The organism is Pseudomonas sp. NPDC089422 (assembly GCF_044749405.1).
Taxonomy (GTDB): domain Bacteria; phylum Pseudomonadota; class Gammaproteobacteria; order Pseudomonadales; family Pseudomonadaceae; genus Aquipseudomonas.
Genome location: NZ_JBIVHW010000007.1, coordinates 147472 through 165426, shown reverse-complemented (window position 1 = coordinate 165426; position 17955 = coordinate 147472). Strand labels below are relative to the sequence as shown.

At 57.9% G+C, this 17955-nt stretch carries 14 protein-coding genes; 3 read left to right on the top strand and 11 right to left on the bottom strand.

What is annotated here, in order from left to right; translation table 11 throughout:
• Positions 1–223: 223 nt before the first annotated feature.
• From ACIPZ8_RS15195 to ACIPZ8_RS15185, 3 genes are all read left to right on the top strand, one after another.
• Positions 224–2311, top strand: coding sequence for a hydantoinase/oxoprolinase family protein (locus tag ACIPZ8_RS15195; RefSeq protein ID WP_400724503.1), 2088 nt, complete (start codon positions 224–226; stop codon positions 2309–2311).
• A gap of 16 nt (positions 2312–2327) precedes the next feature.
• Positions 2328–4103 carry a hydantoinase B/oxoprolinase family protein gene (locus ACIPZ8_RS15190; protein WP_400724500.1) on the top strand — a complete coding sequence of 592 codons (1776 nt, stop codon included), beginning with the start codon at positions 2328–2330 and terminating at the stop codon, positions 4101–4103.
• 168 nt (positions 4104–4271) lie between these two features.
• Entirely contained in the window at positions 4272–5441 is a 1170-nt protein-coding gene (locus ACIPZ8_RS15185; protein WP_400724497.1) for a hypothetical protein, read from the top strand.
• A 59-nt stretch (positions 5442–5500) separates the two neighbouring features.
• Here the strand turns inward: ACIPZ8_RS15185 and ACIPZ8_RS15180 are convergent, their stop codons facing one another.
• The 11 genes from ACIPZ8_RS15180 to gabD all read right to left on the bottom strand — a co-directional run bounded on the left by ACIPZ8_RS15180 (position 5501) and on the right by gabD (position 17954).
• Positions 5501–7003, bottom strand: a complete 1503-nt coding sequence (locus ACIPZ8_RS15180) for a PucR family transcriptional regulator (protein ID WP_400724494.1) — start codon at positions 7001–7003, stop codon at positions 5501–5503.
• A gap of 24 nt (positions 7004–7027) precedes the next feature.
• Positions 7028–7375 (bottom strand): cupin domain-containing protein, encoded by a 348-nt coding sequence (locus ACIPZ8_RS15175; RefSeq protein WP_400724491.1) that lies wholly within the window; start codon positions 7373–7375, stop codon positions 7028–7030.
• Positions 7376–7387: 12 nt separating this feature from the next.
• Positions 7388–8794, bottom strand: coding sequence for an NAD(P)/FAD-dependent oxidoreductase (locus ACIPZ8_RS15170; protein ID WP_400724488.1), 1407 nt, complete (start codon positions 8792–8794; stop codon positions 7388–7390).
• A 202-nt stretch (positions 8795–8996) separates the two neighbouring features.
• Positions 8997–9755 (bottom strand): amino acid ABC transporter ATP-binding protein, encoded by a 759-nt coding sequence (locus ACIPZ8_RS15165; RefSeq protein WP_400724485.1) that lies wholly within the window; start codon positions 9753–9755, stop codon positions 8997–8999.
• Positions 9748–10410: an amino acid ABC transporter permease gene (locus ACIPZ8_RS15160; RefSeq protein WP_400724482.1), complete on the bottom strand. Its 663-nt coding sequence runs from the start codon at positions 10408–10410 to the stop codon at positions 9748–9750. The genes ACIPZ8_RS15165 and ACIPZ8_RS15160 overlap by 8 nt, the downstream gene beginning before the upstream one ends.
• A gap of 9 nt (positions 10411–10419) precedes the next feature.
• Positions 10420–11061: an amino acid ABC transporter permease gene (locus ACIPZ8_RS15155; RefSeq protein ID WP_400724479.1), complete on the bottom strand. Its 642-nt coding sequence runs from the start codon at positions 11059–11061 to the stop codon at positions 10420–10422.
• Between the two features lie 27 nt (positions 11062–11088).
• Positions 11089–11952, bottom strand: coding sequence for a transporter substrate-binding domain-containing protein (locus ACIPZ8_RS15150; protein ID WP_400724476.1), 864 nt, complete (start codon positions 11950–11952; stop codon positions 11089–11091).
• A gap of 555 nt (positions 11953–12507) precedes the next feature.
• Positions 12508–13842 carry an MFS transporter gene (locus tag ACIPZ8_RS15145; RefSeq protein WP_400724474.1) on the bottom strand — a complete coding sequence of 445 codons (1335 nt, stop codon included), beginning with the start codon at positions 13840–13842 and terminating at the stop codon, positions 12508–12510.
• Between the two features lie 430 nt (positions 13843–14272).
• The gene (locus ACIPZ8_RS15140) at positions 14273–15307 is read right to left on the bottom strand and encodes an ABC transporter substrate-binding protein (protein ID WP_400724471.1); all 1035 of its coding nucleotides are present in this window, start codon (positions 15305–15307) and stop codon (positions 14273–14275) included.
• A 124-nt stretch (positions 15308–15431) separates the two neighbouring features.
• Positions 15432–16454 (bottom strand): aldo/keto reductase, encoded by a 1023-nt coding sequence (locus ACIPZ8_RS15135; protein WP_400724468.1) that lies wholly within the window; start codon positions 16452–16454, stop codon positions 15432–15434.
• A gap of 57 nt (positions 16455–16511) precedes the next feature.
• Positions 16512–17954, bottom strand: a complete 1443-nt coding sequence (gabD, locus tag ACIPZ8_RS15130; RefSeq protein ID WP_400724465.1) for an NADP-dependent succinate-semialdehyde dehydrogenase — start codon at positions 17952–17954, stop codon at positions 16512–16514.
• Position 17955 lies beyond the last annotated feature (1 nt).

Here is a 17955-nt window from a genome sequence, read left to right as displayed (position 1 = left end):
CGCAATTAGGAAAATGACACCCCCACTCATGCGATCGTATGAAAGAAGGACAGGTCATTCATCGTCCAATGCCGCGGATGCTGGCTTCAAATTGCACACTGTTATTGGCAAGCGAACAGATTCTGTCTGAGCGACACAGGTGCAAGCGGCATAGCTAGTACGAATGTATGAGCGACCTGCATCATTTGTTGGTTCCGTCTGATTGAGGCAGCGGGCATTCCGTATGAATTTAGGGGGGCAGGTTTCAAACAAAACAAAAAATCGAAAGCTGGAGGAACATCGTATGTGGCGAGTTGGCGTTGACGTAGGTGGTACATTTACTGACTTGTTCGCCTGGGAAGACAAATCAGGCAAGCAGGTGACAGCCAAAGTGCTCACCACCAAACAGGATCGCTCCATTGCGGTTCTGGAGGCGATCGAAAAGGCTGGCATCGAGATTGCTGATATCTCGCACCTCATGCACGGCACGACCACGGCAACCAACGCCCTGATCGAGCGCAGCTATCCTGATGCGGCCTTCATCACGACTGAAGGATTCCGCGACACTCTGGAAATCGGCCGCCAGCACCGCGAGCATCTGTACGATCCGTACCAGACCAAGCCAAAACCGATCATCAAGCGGCGCTTCCGCTATACCGTCCCGGAGCGCACCAACGTCCGTGGCGAGAGCGAACGCGCGCTGGACATCAGCGTCGCCCACGAGGTGGCGCAGAAGATCAAGGCGTCAGGCATCAAGTCTGTCGGCATCGGCTTCATCAACTCCTATGCCAGCACCCGCCACGAAGAACAGATGCGCGACATCCTGCTCGAGCATTGCCCCGACGTGCATGTGGTGCTGTCCGGGGAGACCCGCCCGGTGTTCCGCGAACACGGGCGCTTCACTACCACTGCGGTGCGCGCAGCGTGCATGCCAGTGATGGTGAAGTACATGGACGACTTGGAGTCGCGCCTGCGCCAGCACCAGTTCACCGGCAAGCTGCTGATCCTCAAGAGCAGCGGCGGCGTGATGTCGGCAGAGCTTGCACGGCTGCACCCAGAAGACATGCTCGAATCCGGTCCGGCGGGCGGCGTGGCCTATGCGGCCTACCTCTGCGAGCTGAGTGGCTTCGACAAGATCCTGCACACCGACGTGGGCGGCACCAGCTTCGACGTGTCGATCGTCGAGCATGGCAAGGGCCTGATCACCCGTGACCACGAACTGGAATGGGAAGTGCCGATTGTGGTGCCGATGCTCGACATCCACAGTGTGGGCTCCGGTGGCGGCTCGATCGGTTGGGTGGACCCGGGCGGCTCGCTGCGCGTCGGCCCGAAAAGTGCAGGTTCCGAGCCGGGCCCGGTGTGCTACGGGCGGGGCGGCGTGCAACCGACCATCACCGACGCCAACCTGCTGCTGGGGCGTCTGGAGCCTACCCTTGGCGGCAAGTTCGACCTCGACATCGAGGCCGCCGACAAGGCCATGACCCAGCTTGCCAAGGAAATCGGTCTGTCGCCGCTAGAAACCGCCGAAGGCATGATCCGCATCGGCTGCGAATACATGGCCCAGGCCGTGAAGAAGATCCTTGTCGCCCGGGGACGCGACCCACGCGATTTCGTGTTCGCCAGCTTTGGCGGTGCAGGTGCGTTGCACGCCTGCATCGTCGCCAAGTCGATGAACATACCCAAGGTCATCGTGCCGCCCTATGCCGGGGTCGCCTCGGCCTTCGGCGCCACCGCGATGAACCTGCGCCAGGACCTCGAACGCTTCTACTACTCGCCGGTCAAGGAAGCCGACCTCGGCAAGATCAACGAAATGCTCGCCGAGCTGGAAACCAAGGCCAAGGCGGTCCTGCGCGAACAAGGCATCGACGACGACAACGACATCGAGCTGATCCGCACCGCGCAGATGCGCTATGTCGGCCAGTCCTATGAAGTGGACACGCCGATCCCCGCTGGCGCACTGACCGCCGAGTGCCTGCCGAGTATCGAACATGCATTCCACGCCGCGCACAAGCAGGAGTTCGGTGTCAGCTCCGACGACTTCGCTCCGGCATTCGTCTCCTTCGGCGTCACCGCCATCGGCCGGATGGATTCGCCACCACCGGTCGACCTGATTAACGCCACCGAAGGCGATGCTGTGAAGACAGTTCGCGATGTGTATTTCGATGGCCAGTGGACGCAGTGCAAGGTCTACGACGGTGAAGCCCTGGGCACCAAGCACAAGATTCAGGGGCCCGCGATCATCGAGTACGAACATGCCTGCACCGTGATGCCACCAAACACCCATGCGCATGTAAATGCGATGGGCGCCCTGGTCATTGACATCGAAAAATAAAAATAAGGAGCCCACTATGAGCAAGCAACCAGTTGGTCATGACGTCGACAACGACATCGACCCAATCACCTTCGAGGTGATGCGCAGCATCTTCGAATACGCCAGCGACCGTATGGCCACCGTGCTACAACGTTCTTCGTTCTCACCGATTCTGGCAGACATGCTGGACTTCTCGAACGCCATTTACGATGCCGACCTCCAGCTACTGAGCCAGGCGGCGAACTGCCCTGTGCACTTGGCTGCGATGAAATTCAGCGCTGAGGAAGCGGTAAAAACCATTGGTCGCGAGAACGTGCTTGAGGGTGACGTTATGGTGGTCAACGACCCCTATCGCGGTGGCACCCACATCAACGACATCTCCTTCATCAAACCGATTTTCTACAAGCAAGAACTGATCGGCTACGGCGTCAGCCGTGGGCACTGGATGGACCTCGGTGGCGGCGGAGCTGGTGGCCAGGCGTTCAGTACTCACATTGCCGCAGAGGGTCTACGGCTGCCGCCTTTGAAGATCTACTCCGGCGGTAAGCTCAACGAAGATTTGCTCGCGATCATCCTCAATAACTCGCGCACTCCGCACTTCATCAAGGGTGACCTTCAGGCCCACTTGGGTGCGCTCCTAGGCGCAGAACAGGAGTTGCAACGCGCCTGTGATCGCTACGGCGCCGAGATTGTGAAGAAGGCCATGAAGAAGATTCAGGCCTACACCGAGCGCATGATCCGCGAATCAATTCGCAAGATTCCCAACGGCATCTATGAGGCCGAGGACTACGCGGACACCGATGGTATTACCGATCAACGCGTCAAGCTCAAAGTAACGCTGGAGATAAAGGACACCTCGATCAAAGTCGACTTTGCTGGTACCGACCCTATCTGTCAGGGTGCAATCAACTCGCCGCGTGCCAACACCATCTCAGCAGCACTCTATTCATTGCAGTTCTTCCTGGCGCCCGATGCACCGCAGAACCAGGGTATGTTCAACCCTATTGAGGTCGTGCTTCCCGAAGGCTGCTGGTTGAACGCGCAGTGGCCGGCGCCGACAATCGGTTGCACCACCCTCACATCATCGAAAATCACCAGCGCCATCTGGCAGGCCTTGGCCAAAGCGATCCCAGAGCAGATTACCGGCTCAACCTGCTCGGAATGCAACTGGTTTGTCGCGAGCTGCACATCACCTGACGGCAAAACCGATGTCTTCTCTGACCTGCCAGCCGGCGGCTGGGGAGGCACGCCCTATGCCGATGGCATGAGCGTGACCATGGACCCCTTGGGCAACTGCATGAACATGCCGGCCGAAACCGCCGAGCTGTTCTTCCCTATCGCCTACGAGGCCTTCGAACTGCGTGGCGATTCGGCAGGTGCAGGCCGGCACCGTGGTGGCCTGGGCGCCACCTTCAAAGTGCGCTTCCTTGGCGGCGGTGAGCTGGGCATGGAAACCTCACGTACGCTAGAGGGCAGCCCAGGTGCTGCGGGCGGCCTGCCTAGCGCAGTGCAACGCGCCACTCATCTCCATGCCAATGGCTCAGCTCAGGTTATTGGAGGCATCGCCAGCGACGGTTCGTGGACAAGCCCTTTGCTGGCCTCGCACAAGTTCAAGGCGGGCGACGTATTCATGTTCGAAAGCACCGGCGGTGGCGGCTGGGGTAACCCTCGCAAGCGTACGGTTGCAGAAGTACTGGAAGACGTGCTCGACGAGTACATCAGCATCGAAACGGCCAAACGTGATTACGGCGTGGTCATCGACCCACTCACGCTTCAAGTCGACGAGGCCGCCACCTCTGCCTTGAGAGGCTGAACAGAGCTTGCTCTCTCCTGCCCCCGACCGGGGGCAGGTTTCTAAGCCACCCCTTCCACACAGTGGCCCTGGTGTCGCCTGATGCGATGCCACGGCGCCGCTGTGCCTCGTCATACCTACCCCAAGCCACACATCATCGCCCTAAAAACAATAATTCCGGAGCGATTCATGAATACTCAACGCGTTGTCCTGGCGCTACCATTTCTCGCCATGCTCGTTCAACCGAAACCGGTCTGGGCCGTCCCCATTACCGAGAACCTGGATGTCGGCGGCGCAATACGCGGCAGGCTCGACATCGATCCGGACCGGGATATTTCCAAGTTCGATTTCGACACCCTCATCCTGCGCGCCGACTACAACTCGGAGCAGTGGATCGGCTCTGCGCAATATCGTTTGTATGGCAATGCCTACCCCTATCGATATACCGATGATATCGGCGACATCGCCTTCTTCGAGCATGCCTGGATAGGCTACAAGTTTTCTCCCGCGCACCAGCTCCAGGTCGGCCAAACAGACATCCCTTTCGGTTTGGGCGGCTACTTCGGCAACACCTTCTTCGAGACCCTCGGCAACGTAATCGGCCTGGAGGACACCCAGGACCTCGGTATCAAGTATGTCGGTAAATTCGACCTCTGGGACTTCAGCGCGGCCTATTATCCAGTTAGCGCGCAACAGGGCCGCGGCACCAGCCGGGGCGGTCGTACCTATGGCACCAGCGTGGCGTCGGCCGACGACTATGTAGCGCAAGGCAGCGACAACGAAGAACGCGACATCCTCGTCGGACGTCTCGCCCGCCATTACAGCGCCGGCGAATGGCAAGGCGAAGTTGGCTTGTCGCTACTCTCTTCGACTTTGCACAACAACGACACCAACCGCGATGGCCAGCGCTTGGCCGCTGCGCTGCATCTAAAATCACAACATGGCCCGCTCGGTTTTCAGACAATGGCGGCTCGCCAGCAAATGACGCCGAAAAATCCCGAGGCCGATACTTTAGTGAGTTTTGGCGGGTTTGACGCAACGTTCAATGTCGCCGCTAAAGGTAACCTCTATGTAGCGGACGTCAGCTATGAACTGGCCCCGCATTTCGGGTGGCTTTCGAAGGTCAAGATTTACGGCAACTACAGCCTGTTTGACAAAGATCAGAAACACTTCAAGGACTCGCAGCGAGCGATTCTTGGGACCTCCTTCAATCTAGGGCCGGTCTGGGTTGCTATGGAATGGCTGCACGGGCGCAATGACCCTTACATTGGAGGGAGCGATTTCACCCAGAGTTTGGCCGCAGGCGGTAGCAACCGTTGGGAAAATCAAATTTACGGAAATATTGGATATTATTTCTAGTATCCATTTCCCTCGAAGCCTCTTCCCGAAGGGGCTCATTGACAGGGAGAGGGCCGTAATCATGAGCCCCCCGATTGTCCCTCTTCAATCGCCCAAGCATTTTGCAGTGCGAACCATAACGTCGCTACATCTGCAGTACAATCAAGTGAGCGCCCACTGATCTCCTCTACACGCCGGATTCGATACACCAAAGTCTGTTTGTGCACATGAAGCCGCTTGGCGGCTTTCAACCACGAGCGGTTTTCCTCCAGCAGCATTCGCAAGCTTTGGATCAGAGCCGTATTGTTTGCCTTGTCATACTGGTGAACTGCGCCAAGGACATGCATGAATGCTCTTGCAGCCTCATCAGGTGTACGAGGCACCCAGGGTGTGTCAGTCTCCAAATCGGCGTAGCTACAAACAGGTCTGTGGCGATGGGTGTGGGAATGTGCGACCCACGCCTCCCTTAACGCTTCAGGCACTCTGTAAGGCGTTTCCAGCCTTCCGCTAGCGCCCAAGGCAACACCGAGCTGCTGAGCGTATTCATCCAACAGTGAGTGGTCATGTAGAAGCAAAATCTGGTCGGCTTGACGTCGGACCAAGGCACCAATATCCATTTTTCGGAGGGTAGCATCTATACGACGAGCCGTATCATGATCCAGGCGAGCTACTGAAATAACCGCGTTTTGAAGTGACGTTCCAGGAAGAAAATCTCGCAATCGTGCATCTGCTACCTCAACCAACAACCTTCGTTGAAGAAGATCATCCAGCAACTCTGAACCGAGACGCAGATGCCTTTCCAGATCCGCCTGTACTCGCTGGGTTTCAAGCGCAAGGACCACGGTGAGGTGGTGGAGCAACGCATAATCTGGCAAGTGCTCACCAACGATTACGAGTAGACATCCCTGTTGATTGGACAGCTCAATGCTGTGTAACTCACCGTTAGGTGATTGATGTCGTCGAACGATGGACTGCTGGGCTTTGCTGCGGTTACGACCTAGAGCGAGAGCATCACGAAGCGATTCTGGCAGGACTGGGAGAGCATCGGACCATGGCTCATGGTCATCGCAGGTCACTAAGTAAAGGCTGCAATGAATGTCTTTCGCCAACCGTTCAAGTACTGCGGGTAACCCTAAACCTTGCATCCCCAGACGAGCGCTCTCGTAAACATTCGCCAAGATGGTGCGTCGCTCGTACTCTTCTTGCTGGTTAGCATCAATGATGGCTCGAGTGACAGCGGCAAACGGCACTTCGTAATCCGTCATGATTACGGGAAAGCCCAAAGCATTACCGCTCTCGGTCAACCCGCTCATGTCGGCAGGTGCTTGCATGTTCTCGCCGATCATGATGCCCGCCAGACCACATTCGACCAGCCGCGCAAGGTATTCCCGCTGCTGCGCAGGCTGACGGGGTATGCCGAGGCCGGTGGTCATCAGCACATCGCCACTGCCGAACCACTCACCCGGGTCCTGGAGCTCGAAGGCATGCGCCCAACGGACCGTACGATCAAGTCCCCGATGGCCGGCGATAATCCGCGAGCGCAGTTCGGGTATGGCGATAAGATCACGGATACGCTGGGCCATGAGCAGCACTCCACTACGGTTGATTCAGCTCAGGATGATATAGGTCTTACGCACCGTACTGCGAATGTCCCATAGGCCGAGGGTGTTGGCGCTGAAATAAAGCACATCCCCCGCAGCGAAGTTGATCGGTTCCCCCCCCAGCGGAGTAAAACTGCCCTCTCCGGACACGATGTAGCTGTATTCCGCCTGCATCACCTTTCGCTTGAATTGCCCGGGACTGCATTGCCAGATGCCTGCTTCGCCGCGTCCATCGTCTAGTGTGACACTCGACGCAAGGCGCGCCTGTGCGGCCGGTTCCGCTCCGGCGGGACTCAGCCCCACAGCTTCACCAAAAACAAGCGGTTCCTGAGTGGAGATCTTGGTCAACGTCATGTTCGTATATCCTCAGTTTTTGTCTTCAAGGCCTGCCGGGGCAAAACGCGCAAGGTAGCGGTCCAGTGCTGCAGGCGATTGCCCGGCCAACTCATTGCGCTCTTTACGTAAAACTGCGTTACGTACTAAATTCCCGCCCACGTACCTCAACGGCTCCGGCGGGAAGCTGCGGCAGGTACGTCCCACCAGGGCACAGCGGCTCCAGGCATCTTCGCGCTCTAGCGCAAGGCTTGCCAGGATGCGGCCGCCGAGCCGACTGGGCCCTACGCCGTTGCCACTCCAACCAATGCCATAGTGCACATTGGCATATCCGTTCAATTGGCCGAATACCGGCAGGCTGTCGTAGGTACGGTCGATGGGCCCCGACCATCCGGCCTGGATCTGCGTATCGCCGATCATTGGATAGGTCCGTCGCAAATCGGCTTCTGTGAGGGCAATGCTTTGCTGATGCTCGCTGAACACCTCATCGATTCGTGAGCCGTAACTGATGGCCCCGGTGCCTTTGCCAAAGCAGATGCGCCCATCCTGAGTGGTGCGGTAGTAATCCACCAGCAACTGCGAGTCGGTGATCGCTTCACCGCCGGTCCAGCCGATTTCCGCCAGGCGCTCAGGCATTCGCTCGGTAGCCACGATCGAGCTGTTTACCGGCACGATCAATTTGGCCAGAGCCGGCAAGGCCGCGGCCCAGGCGTTGATTGCCAGTACGACGGACTTGGCCTTTACCTGACCGTGCCGAGTGGTAATGGTGGCCGGCCGGCCCGGCTCAATCCCCTGCACCGGCGTATGCTCGTGAATCAACACGCCCATCTTCAGCGCCACCTCCCGCATGCCCTTGACCAGCAGCGCCGGTTGCACGGTGGCGATGCTGCGCTCGAACACACCGCCCAAGTGCACGGACGAACCGGTGCGGCGAGCGACTTCACGTGCATCCAGGCGTTCGAACGGCTCGACGCCTAGCTTGGCACAGGCCGCCAGCGTGCCGTTCCAGCTGTCCAAGTGCTGGCGTGTCGTCGCTGTCCATAACCAGCCACTCTGCTGGAAGTGGGCATCGATCCCATGTCGCTCGCAAAAGGTGCCAAGCTCGTTGATGGCCTCCTCCGCTGCGTAGGCCAGGAAGAGGGCCTGCTCAGCCGAGCAAAATGCCTTGAGCGAACCGATTTTCGGCCACCAGGACATCACGAAACCGCCATTGCGGCCGGAAGCGCCGCCTCCGCAGATATGCTGCTCGAGCACAAGGACGCGAGCGTCCGGCTCCAACTCCTTGATCGTCATGGCCGTCCACAGGCCCACGAAACCACCACCGACGATCACCACATCGGCCTCTTGTACTCCTTGTAAGGGGGTTGTCGCACTTTCCAGCAGATTGGCGGAGGTCATCCAATGGCTGGGCTTGAGCGGAACAGTCGTTGTCAATTTCATTGTAAGTTCCTGCAAAAGTTTAGGCTTGAAGAGGCGCTCGCCACACCGGCAAAACACCCTTTAGTTGCACCTGATACATTCTTCAGAGTGCACGTCGCCGGCCCTCCTTGACGGCAGACAAAACGGCGTTAGCAATCTTGGGGCGTTCTAGTGTCAGGCCCGCGATGCACCGCTCACGAGCGAGCGGTGCCCATGCCCTGCGTCAGGCTTCCAATTCGAGGAATTTCCTGACGCGCTCGCTCTCTGGTGCGTTGAAGAATTTCTGTGGCGCTGCGCGCTCAATGATCACGCCCTGCTCCAGAAACACCACTTCATTGGAGACCTGGCGTGCGAATTCCATTTCGTGAGTGACCACGATCATGGTGTAGCCCTCGTTCGATAGCCCCTTCATCACCTGCAGCACTTCCCCGACCCTTTCCGGGTCCAGTGCCGACGTGGGTTCATCGAACAGAATCACCTCAGGGTTCATGGCCAGCGCCCGGGCGATTGCCACCCGCTGCTTCTGTCCGCCCGACAGCGTGTAGGGATATTGGTCGCGCTTGTCGAGCATGCCCACCTTGCGCAGTAGTTCTTCGGCCTGCTGCCGTGCGGCCTCCTTGGGCACTTTGCTGACCCTGATCGGCGCTTCGGTGACATTTTGCAGAACCGTCAGGTGCGGCCACAGGTTAAAACTCTGAAATACCATGGCTGTACGTGCCCGTACTGCGGCCAGGGTCTTGTTGTCCATCGGCTTGCCGGTCTCGGTTACGCCAATGGGTTGCCCCCCGATGGTGATGCTGCCGCGATCCGGCACCTCCAGCCAGTTGATGCAGCGCAACAAGGTCGATTTGCCCGAGCCAGACGAACCCAGAATGCTGACCACGCTGCCCTTCTTCACATCCAGGCTGACACCGCGCAGCACCTCGATCCCGCCAAAGCTTTTGCTCAGGTCCTTGATACTGACTACCACTTCGTCATGCATGTTCGATTCCTCGGGCAACACCGTAACGGGCCAATCGCTGCACATACAGATCAATCAGCAGGGTCAACAACACGTAGAAGGCAATGGACACCAGGAACGCATTGGTCGGTATGAAGTAACTGGCCTGCACTGCGCTCGCCGCCGCGGTGAGTTCCTGCAACGTGATGATCGAAAGAAAGGCCGTGTCCTTCAGTGCATACACCATCTGATTGCCGATCAACGGCCGCGAACGCATCAGCAATTGCGGTAGGATAATTCGCAGATACAGCGGCACACGCCGAAACCCTTGAGCCAGCGCCGCCTCGGCCTGGCCCACAGGCAGCGTGAGCTTGCTGCCGCGCAGGATCTCCGCCAGATAGGCGCCATGATAAAGGCTCAAGGCCGCAGCACCGGCTACCCATGCGTTAGGCCTGAACCCCAGCTGAGGCGCACCGTAATAGAACAGGTAGGCCAGGATCAGGAACGGCAACATGCGCATGATACTGATGTAGCCCCTGACCCCGCTGCGCACCAGCGCGTTGCTGCTCAACCCAAAGTGGGCCAGGCATCCCAGCAAGAAAGCGCCGGTGAACGATGCTGCGAACAGCAGCACGGTGGTCCACACCCCATGAAGAAAGACGTCCCTGACTTCCCAGATAATCTGCCAATCCGTCATGACGCCTCCTTACACCGCCAGTCGGCGGGCTTTGAACTCGAGCAACTGTTGCAGCTTGAGCAGTCCACCGATCATGAGCATGTACAGCACTGCAGCTGCCAAGATCGGCGGCAGTGGTTCATAGGTAACCGAAGTGATCCGATTGGTGACCCGGGTGAGGTCGACGATGCCGATCACCGCAACGGCTGGGCTGGCCTTGATCAAAAATGACATTTCGCTGACCAGTGCCGGCAGGCTGTTGACGATGACCTGGGGCAACATGATGCGGCGGAAGAACACCCACCGGGTCATGCCGCAGGCATAGGCCGCCTCACGTTGTTCACGGGCGAAGCCAATGAACGCAGAGCGCCAGATTTCCGCGTTGAAGGCAGCGGTGTTGGCAGTCAATGCCATGATCGCTGCCGCCACACGATTGATCTGGATGCCGAACGACGGCGCGGCCAAAAAGATGAACAGGGTCAACGTGACCAGCGGCGTGGCCCTGGCCAGGGTCACGTACATCGCCAGCACCTGGCTCAGCACCGGCAGTTTGCTGACCCTGCCTGCTGCAATCAGCAGACCGATGGGCACGCCCAGAGCGATGGCCGCAGCCGAGACGTATAAGGTCACCCAGGCGCCGTCCAGCAACAGTTTCCAGGTATCGAGATTCATGGTGAGCTCCTCGACGTAGAACAGGCTTCAGAGACCCGCCAGGGTATGGAACTCGCTGACACTGGTGATCGGCTGTGCTGGCATGTCGGGGAAGGCTTCACCGAACCATTTCACTTGAAGAGCGGCCAAGCGCCCACTCGAGCGTACCTCGGTCATGAAATCGGTGAAGAACTGACGCAGCTGCGGATTGTTTTTCGGGATGGCCCAGGCATTGAAACCTCCACCGGACACCGCGAACCCCTTGGCAAAGACTTCAGGGCGAGTCCTCACAACATCGTTGACCGCGATCAGAGAGGTGATCGCATAGTCGATACGGCCACTGGCAAGGTCCGCAAAAGCTTCGGTGTAGGACTGATACTTCACCAACTCACCGCGCTCGCAGCCCGCCACATCGAGCATTTTGTCGAGCTCCGGCAAACGGGCTTCGAAGGAACTACCGCCCTGTAAACCCACAGTTTTCCCGCACAGGCTCTTCACGTCGCCGGTGATCGAGGTGTCAGTCTTGCGTTTGACGAAGAAGTGCTGGGCCGGCGCAAATGGCGGAGCGAAGTCGAAGACCCGCAGCCGCTCATCGGTGACCACCGAACCGGTGAAAGCCGCATCGAATTTGCCAGTGGTGACGCCGCCCAGCAGCCCAGTCCAAGGCATGATTTCCTGGCGCACCTCGATACCGCGTGCCTTGCCGAAAGCCTTGAGATCTTCCAGAAGGTCAGCGTGGAAGCCTGCTGGTTTGCCATCGACGATGTAGTTGAAAGGGGAGTAATCGTCTTCTGTGGCGACAGTCATGTACCCCCGGGCCTTTATATCTGCAAGGTCGGCATGGGCGACCATGGCACTGCCAAAGGTGGCGAGTGCGCCCACTGCGAAGACCAGTTTTTTGAAAGCGCTCATTTTTTTTGTCATTTTTCAGAGACTCCAGTATTGGATCATAGAAAGCGTTGTTGTGTAGGCCAACGGCTCCATGACTGCCGTTCTGCAACATCCATGCGCAGGGTTTACGCGTTCACGAATGAACACACCGAAAACATTCAGCAGGATGAAGGACTGAAACGGGATCGCTATTCTTATGGCACCGACTTTGATAGTGGTGTCGTACCGACACACCGCAAGCCGATGACTATGTATTAACGTACGAACCTACGCTTCGCAAGAACAAATCACCAACAAACAAGATAAATCTGCATTTTTCCACATCATTCATACCGCAGTATGAAAGGCAGTGAAATTTTCTTCCTCTGATACTATTTAACTATTCAACCTAGGCCCTTATAACTGGGCATGCTCGCACTCCTATCGCCTGACCCGCGCAATCTCAGATAAACTCCTAACGCAAAAAAACCGTCTCGCAACGACGAGACGGTTTTTCAAAAGACAGTATTTCATTATAAAAAAAGCGCGATTTCTATTCGAAATCGCGCCAAACGACACAACAAGAGCAGCTAATTCTTAGGCCGAGGCAGCACTCGCCTTGGCGAGGTCCAGAGAGCGGGTCTCAGGGGCCATCTGCCAGGTGAAGAATAGGCCTACCATCGAGATGCCGAAGGCAACGATCATGGTGTTGGCGATACCGATGGACGACAGCGACATGGGGACAAGGTAAGTGCCGATGGCTGCGCCGATCCGCGAAAGCGATGTGGCCAGACCGACCGCCGAACCCCGAACTTCTGTTGGGAACAATTCGTTCGGATAAACGTATTGCAACACCTGGGCACCGCCGATGAACAACGCGTAGCTACCGAACAGCGCCAAGGTCAACAGACCAGCACCGTCAGGGAACAGGCCAAGCAGCAGCAGTGCCAGGCCGGACCACAGGAAGCTGTGGATGAGCATTTTGCGTCGACCCAGCGGATTGATCAGCTTCACTCCCAGCAAGCAACCGAACACGAAGATGATAGTGATCGCAACCGCGCCCCAGGCAGCCAGGTCTCCGGTCAGTCCCATCGCAGCGAGGATCTTGGGAGCAAACGCATAGATCGCGAATTGAGGGATAATCGAGCAGGTCCAGAAGATGCTGACGAAGAAAATGCGTTTCCCGTAATGTGAGTGGAACAGCGAGGAAACGGAAACCTTGCGCTCTGCCACAGGCTCGGACAGGTCGGCGATGGAGAATTTGTCGCCATAGACTTTTTTGATGACCTGGTCTGCTTCAGCAGTGCGACCCTTGCTGAGCAACCAACGGGCAGACTCAGGGGTACCAGCACGCATGATCAGGAACAATACTGCCGGCACCACGGCACTGGCCAACGCCCAACGCCAGGCTTCAGGACCCATTGCACGGAGGATGAATTCACCGGCAACGTAAGCTACGGCTGCACCGACAAACCACATCATCACCAGGCTGGCCAGAATCGAACCTCGCTGTTTCTTTGGCAGGAACTCGGCCAGCAGCGAGGTGGCGAGCGGGTGGTCGGCGCCGATGGCAACACCCAGCAGCAAGCGCAAGACGATAAGCGCTGCAGCGGAATTGACCCAGAACTGGCCCAGGGAGAACACGGCCAAGGCCACCAGCACCAACACATAAAGTGTCTTGCGCCCAAGCTTATCGGTGAACAGACCTCCCACAAACCCGCCGAAGAACATACCGATCAAAGAAGCAGCGGCTACCATACCTTCTTGAAGAACGGTCAATTGCAGCGACTGACTAAGTTGAACAAGGACGACACCGATGATACTCAGGATATAACCATCCAGAAACGGGGCGCCAGAGGAGTATACGGCCAGCTTTTTGTGAAAGCTGTTCAGAGGGGCATCTTCGAGGGAAATCTTTTGTTTGTTTGACATTGTTTTGTCTCTTTGCTCGATGCTAAGTAACTCATGCAAGCCCGCGATCATGCACGACGGGGCACGCGGCAAAAACGTATGAGTTACCGTATTATTTTTGTATATAATCTTAGCTAGCCGAACGACTATCGCGGGGTTCGAAATCCTCACTGCAAAGTGAACGACTCAAGTTGGCAGTCCCTGCACATCGGCATGGCGTTACGATCTGAGTTATACGATTTTTTCGTACAACCGCGTGTTCGTGATGCTGGCCGAGCAAATTCCTACGACACGCCCAGAGTAAGCTGACGTGAGCTCAGGAAATAGTATGATTACCACAAAGAATGCGAGATCTCGGTCAACCGTCCTAATTGTCACAGAGCGCAAAATCCGGTGGACGCACTGATCCACCGGAATGTCATGCCATCGAGTTTTAGAATGCTGGCGCAAATCAGCCCTTACGGGCGACCCAGGCATTGAAGCGCTCCTGCAGCTCCTCACCATGATCGATCCAGAACTCGCTGCTGACGGCCATCGAGCGCGCCATGTTGTCAGGTGCGGTATTGAGTTGCCGGGCCAGAGCCGGATCGAGCAAGGCGGCGGTATGCAGGTTGACCGATCCATAGCCCAACTGGGTGGTGTGCTTCTGCTGGTTCTCGGGACGCAAGGTGAACGCGATGAAGTCTTCGGCAAGTGCCTTGTTCTTGCTGCCACGGGGGATCGCCCAGTAGTCGATGGAGTAGATGCTGCCATTCCAGATCGGTTTGATCGGCGCGCCCGACTGCTCGGCAGCGAAGATCCGACCGTTGAATGCAGTGGTCATCACTACGTCGTTGCTTGCGAGGAACTGCATGGGCTGTGCGCCTGCCTCCCACCATTGGACGTAGGGTTTGATTTCGTCGAGCTTGTGAAACGCCCGATTCACCCCTTCCGGCGTGCCCAGCACCTGATAGATCTGATCACGCGGTACGCCATCGGCCATCAGTGCCGCTTCTAGGTTGAACTTGGGACCCCTGCGCAGGGCACGCTTGCCTGGGAATTTCTTGATATCCCAGAAATCCTGCCACCCGCTAGGCGCCGTTCTCAACGCATCGGTGTTGTAGGCAAGTGCCATCGACCAGACCAACAGCCCCGCGCCACAATCGGACAGCGTGCCCGGCACGAAGTCTTCCTGCTTGCCGAGACGGGCCTGGTCCAATGGCTCGAACAGCCCCTCCTCGCAGCCACGTACAAGGTCGTCCCCCTCAACCTGGACCACGTCCCAGTTGACGCTGTTGGTATCGACCATGACCTTGATACGCCCCATCTCGCCGTTGTATTCACCGGCGATCAGTTTTACCTGATGGGCAGTTTCGAACGGCTGATAGAAAACCTCGGTCTGTACGGTCTTGCTGACCCCCCCGTACGAGATGACCGTCATCTCGGTAGCAACAGCTGGGGTGGCCAGGACGGAAATCATTGCACCAGCGATCAATCCTTTGTTCATGCGAGCCTCTCTATTTATTGGTTTTGTAAAGAAGTTTTACGCGTGCAACGTACTGCGAAAAAAAAAGCGAGCACCGACCGGTGAGGCAAATGCTCGCTGGATCCACCAGGATCAAAAAGCGGTATCAGCGTGAAGCCGGGGTAGGCGCATCCTCGCGGATGAGCGAGCGCCGCTTCAGTTCGTGCCAGAATTCGTGAGGAATGTCGTGCTCGAAGGTCACGATGTTTTCGGTGAGCTGCCGAACACTGCGGACACCGGGAATGATGTTCGCTACCGCTGGGTGCGCGGCGATGAACTGCAACGCTGCCGACTTGAGGGGAACATTGAACTCCCGGCAGACGTCTTCGATCGACTTCACAAGCTGCAGTACGGGCGCTTGCGCCGGCGCGTAGTTGTAGCGCGCCCCCGGCACCGCACCGGTAGCCAGAATGCCGCTGTTGTACCCACCCCCGACGATTACCGAGACACCCTGTGCCTCACAGCGTGGCAGAAATGCGTCCAAGGCATTCTGCTCGATCAACGTGTAGCGACCTGCCAGCAGCAAGCAGTCGAAATCGACACGGCGGATGGCTTCGTGGGCCACGTCGCTTTCGTTGACACCAATGCCGATCGACTTCACCACGCCTTGATCGCGCAGCTCGAGCAGCGCCCTGCCCGCCCCGTTCATGGCGTGATCGAACACCTCCGGCTGCTGACTGCCATGGGTGTAGACATCCACTTCGTGAATGAGCGCGACATCGATGTACTCAAGCCCCGTGCGCTGAAGGCTGTCTTCAATGGACCGCATAGTGCCGTCATAGGAGTAGTCGAACCGCCATTCGAATGGCAGTCCTTTGATCCAGCAACCGAAATCGATCTCTTCACGACGGCGGGGCTTCAGCAACCGACCTACCTTGGTAGCCAGTACGAACTGGTCGCGAGGCTGCCAGCGCAACCCCTGGCCTAACCGGGCTTCGCTCAGGCCGTGGCCATAGCTCGGTGCAGTGTCAAAAAACCGGATGCCGGCATTCCAGGTGGCCTGGATGAGTTCTGCCGCTGTCTCTTCACTGATAGGGGCCATGAAATTGCCCAATTGGGCAGCGCCAAAGCCCATGACGCTGGTCTCGATGCCAGAGCGAGCCCATTTGCGTTGCTGTGAAGCTTGCATGGATGACGTTCCTTTCAAGAGGCCCGGCCGAAGCCGGGCATTGGTGAAACCGCGTCTTCAGATGCTCAAGCACAGGTACTTGATTTCGAGGTAGTCCTCGATCCCATACTTGGAGCCTTCGCGGCCCAGGCCCGACGCCTTGATGCCACCGAACGGTGCCACTTCGTTGGAGATCAAGCCGGTGTTGATACCCACCATGCCGTATTCCAGGGCTTCGGCAACACGGAACACACGGCTCATGTCGCGGGCGTAGAAGTACGAAGCCAGGCCGAATTCGGTGTCGTTGGACATGGCGATGACTTCGGCTTCGTCCTTGAAGCGGAACAGCGGTGCCAGCGGGCCGAAGGTCTCATCCTTGGCGACGGCAGCTTCATTAGGCACGTCAATCAGGATGGTAGGCTCGAAGAAATGCCCCTCGATGATTTGCCCACCCGCAAGCACCTTGGCCCCCTTCGAGACCGCGTCGTCAATGTGCTCCTGGACCTTGGCGACAGCCTTGCCGTCGATCAGCGGGCCAGTGGTGGTGCCTTCTTCCAGGCCGTTACCGATCTTCAGCTTGGCGACAGCAGCGGCCAGTTTCTCGGCGAACGCGTCGTAGACGCCGTCCTGCACGTAGATACGGTTGGCACAGACACAGGTCTGACCGTTATTGCGGAATTTGGAAATCATCGCGCCCTCGACGGCCTTGTCGAGGTCAGCGTCGTCGAACACGATGAACGGAGCGTTGCCGCCCAGCTCCAGGGAAACCTTCTTGATGTCCTTGGCGCACTCTTCCATAAGCTGGCGGCCAATGTCAGTGGAGCCTGTGAAGGACAGCTTGCGGACTAGGGCGTTGCCGGTCAGTTCGCCGCCGACTTCGCCGGCGCTACCGGTAACGACGCTCAGCACCCCAGCAGGGATGCCGGCACGGGTGGCCAGCTCGACCAGCGCCAGGGCGGAGTACGGGGTCTGCGAAGCAGGCTTGAGCACCATGGTGCAGCCAGCAGCCAGGGCCGGGCCGGCTTTACGGGTGATCATCGCGGCCGGGAAGTTCCACGGGGTAATGGCTGCGGTAACGCCGATCGGCTGCTTGATGACGATCAGGCGCTTGTCGGGCTGGTGACCCGGGATGGTATCGCCGTAGACGCGCTTGGCTTCTTCGGCGAACCACTCGATGAACGAGGCGGCATAGGCGATTTCGCCCTTGGCTTCGGCCAGTGGCTTGCCTTGTTCGGTGGTCATCAGGCGAGCCAGGTCGTCCTGGTTCTCGATCATCAATTCGAACCAGCGACGCAGCTTGTTCGAGCGCTCTTTGGCGGTCAGTGCACGCCAAGCCGGCAGGGCCTTGTCGGCAGCTTCGATGGCGCGGCGGGTTTCCGCAGTGCCCATCTTCGGCACGGTACCGATGATTTCACCGGTAGCCGGGTTGGTCACACGGATAACCAGACCGCTATCAGCATCCAGCCACTCCCCATTGATGAACGCTTGCTGGCGGAACAGTTGTGGATCTTTCAATTGCATG

Excerpts from the sequence above, each read along its gene's own strand:
- ACIPZ8_RS15195 (WP_400724503.1), top strand. The coding sequence starts at position 224 with ATGAATTTAGGGGGGCAGGTTTCAAACAAAACAAAAAATCGAAAGCTG.
- ACIPZ8_RS15190 (WP_400724500.1), top strand. The coding sequence starts at position 2,328 with ATGAGCAAGCAACCAGTTGGTCATGACGTCGACAACGACATCGACCCA.
- ACIPZ8_RS15185 (WP_400724497.1), top strand. The coding sequence starts at position 4,272 with ATGAATACTCAACGCGTTGTCCTGGCGCTACCATTTCTCGCCATGCTC.
- ACIPZ8_RS15180 (WP_400724494.1), bottom strand. The coding sequence starts at position 7,003 with ATGGCCCAGCGTATCCGTGATCTTATCGCCATACCCGAACTGCGCTCG.
- ACIPZ8_RS15175 (WP_400724491.1), bottom strand. The coding sequence starts at position 7,375 with ATGACGTTGACCAAGATCTCCACTCAGGAACCGCTTGTTTTTGGTGAA.
- ACIPZ8_RS15170 (WP_400724488.1), bottom strand. The coding sequence starts at position 8,794 with ATGAAATTGACAACGACTGTTCCGCTCAAGCCCAGCCATTGGATGACC.
- ACIPZ8_RS15165 (WP_400724485.1), bottom strand. The coding sequence starts at position 9,755 with ATGCATGACGAAGTGGTAGTCAGTATCAAGGACCTGAGCAAAAGCTTT.
- ACIPZ8_RS15160 (WP_400724482.1), bottom strand. The coding sequence starts at position 10,410 with ATGACGGATTGGCAGATTATCTGGGAAGTCAGGGACGTCTTTCTTCAT.
- ACIPZ8_RS15155 (WP_400724479.1), bottom strand. The coding sequence starts at position 11,061 with ATGAATCTCGATACCTGGAAACTGTTGCTGGACGGCGCCTGGGTGACC.
- ACIPZ8_RS15150 (WP_400724476.1), bottom strand. The coding sequence starts at position 11,952 with ATGAGCGCTTTCAAAAAACTGGTCTTCGCAGTGGGCGCACTCGCCACC.
- ACIPZ8_RS15145 (WP_400724474.1), bottom strand. The coding sequence starts at position 13,842 with ATGTCAAACAAACAAAAGATTTCCCTCGAAGATGCCCCTCTGAACAGC.
- ACIPZ8_RS15140 (WP_400724471.1), bottom strand. The coding sequence starts at position 15,307 with ATGAACAAAGGATTGATCGCTGGTGCAATGATTTCCGTCCTGGCCACC.
- ACIPZ8_RS15135 (WP_400724468.1), bottom strand. The coding sequence starts at position 16,454 with ATGCAAGCTTCACAGCAACGCAAATGGGCTCGCTCTGGCATCGAGACC.
- gabD (WP_400724465.1), bottom strand. The coding sequence starts at position 17,954 with ATGCAATTGAAAGATCCACAACTGTTCCGCCAGCAAGCGTTCATCAAT.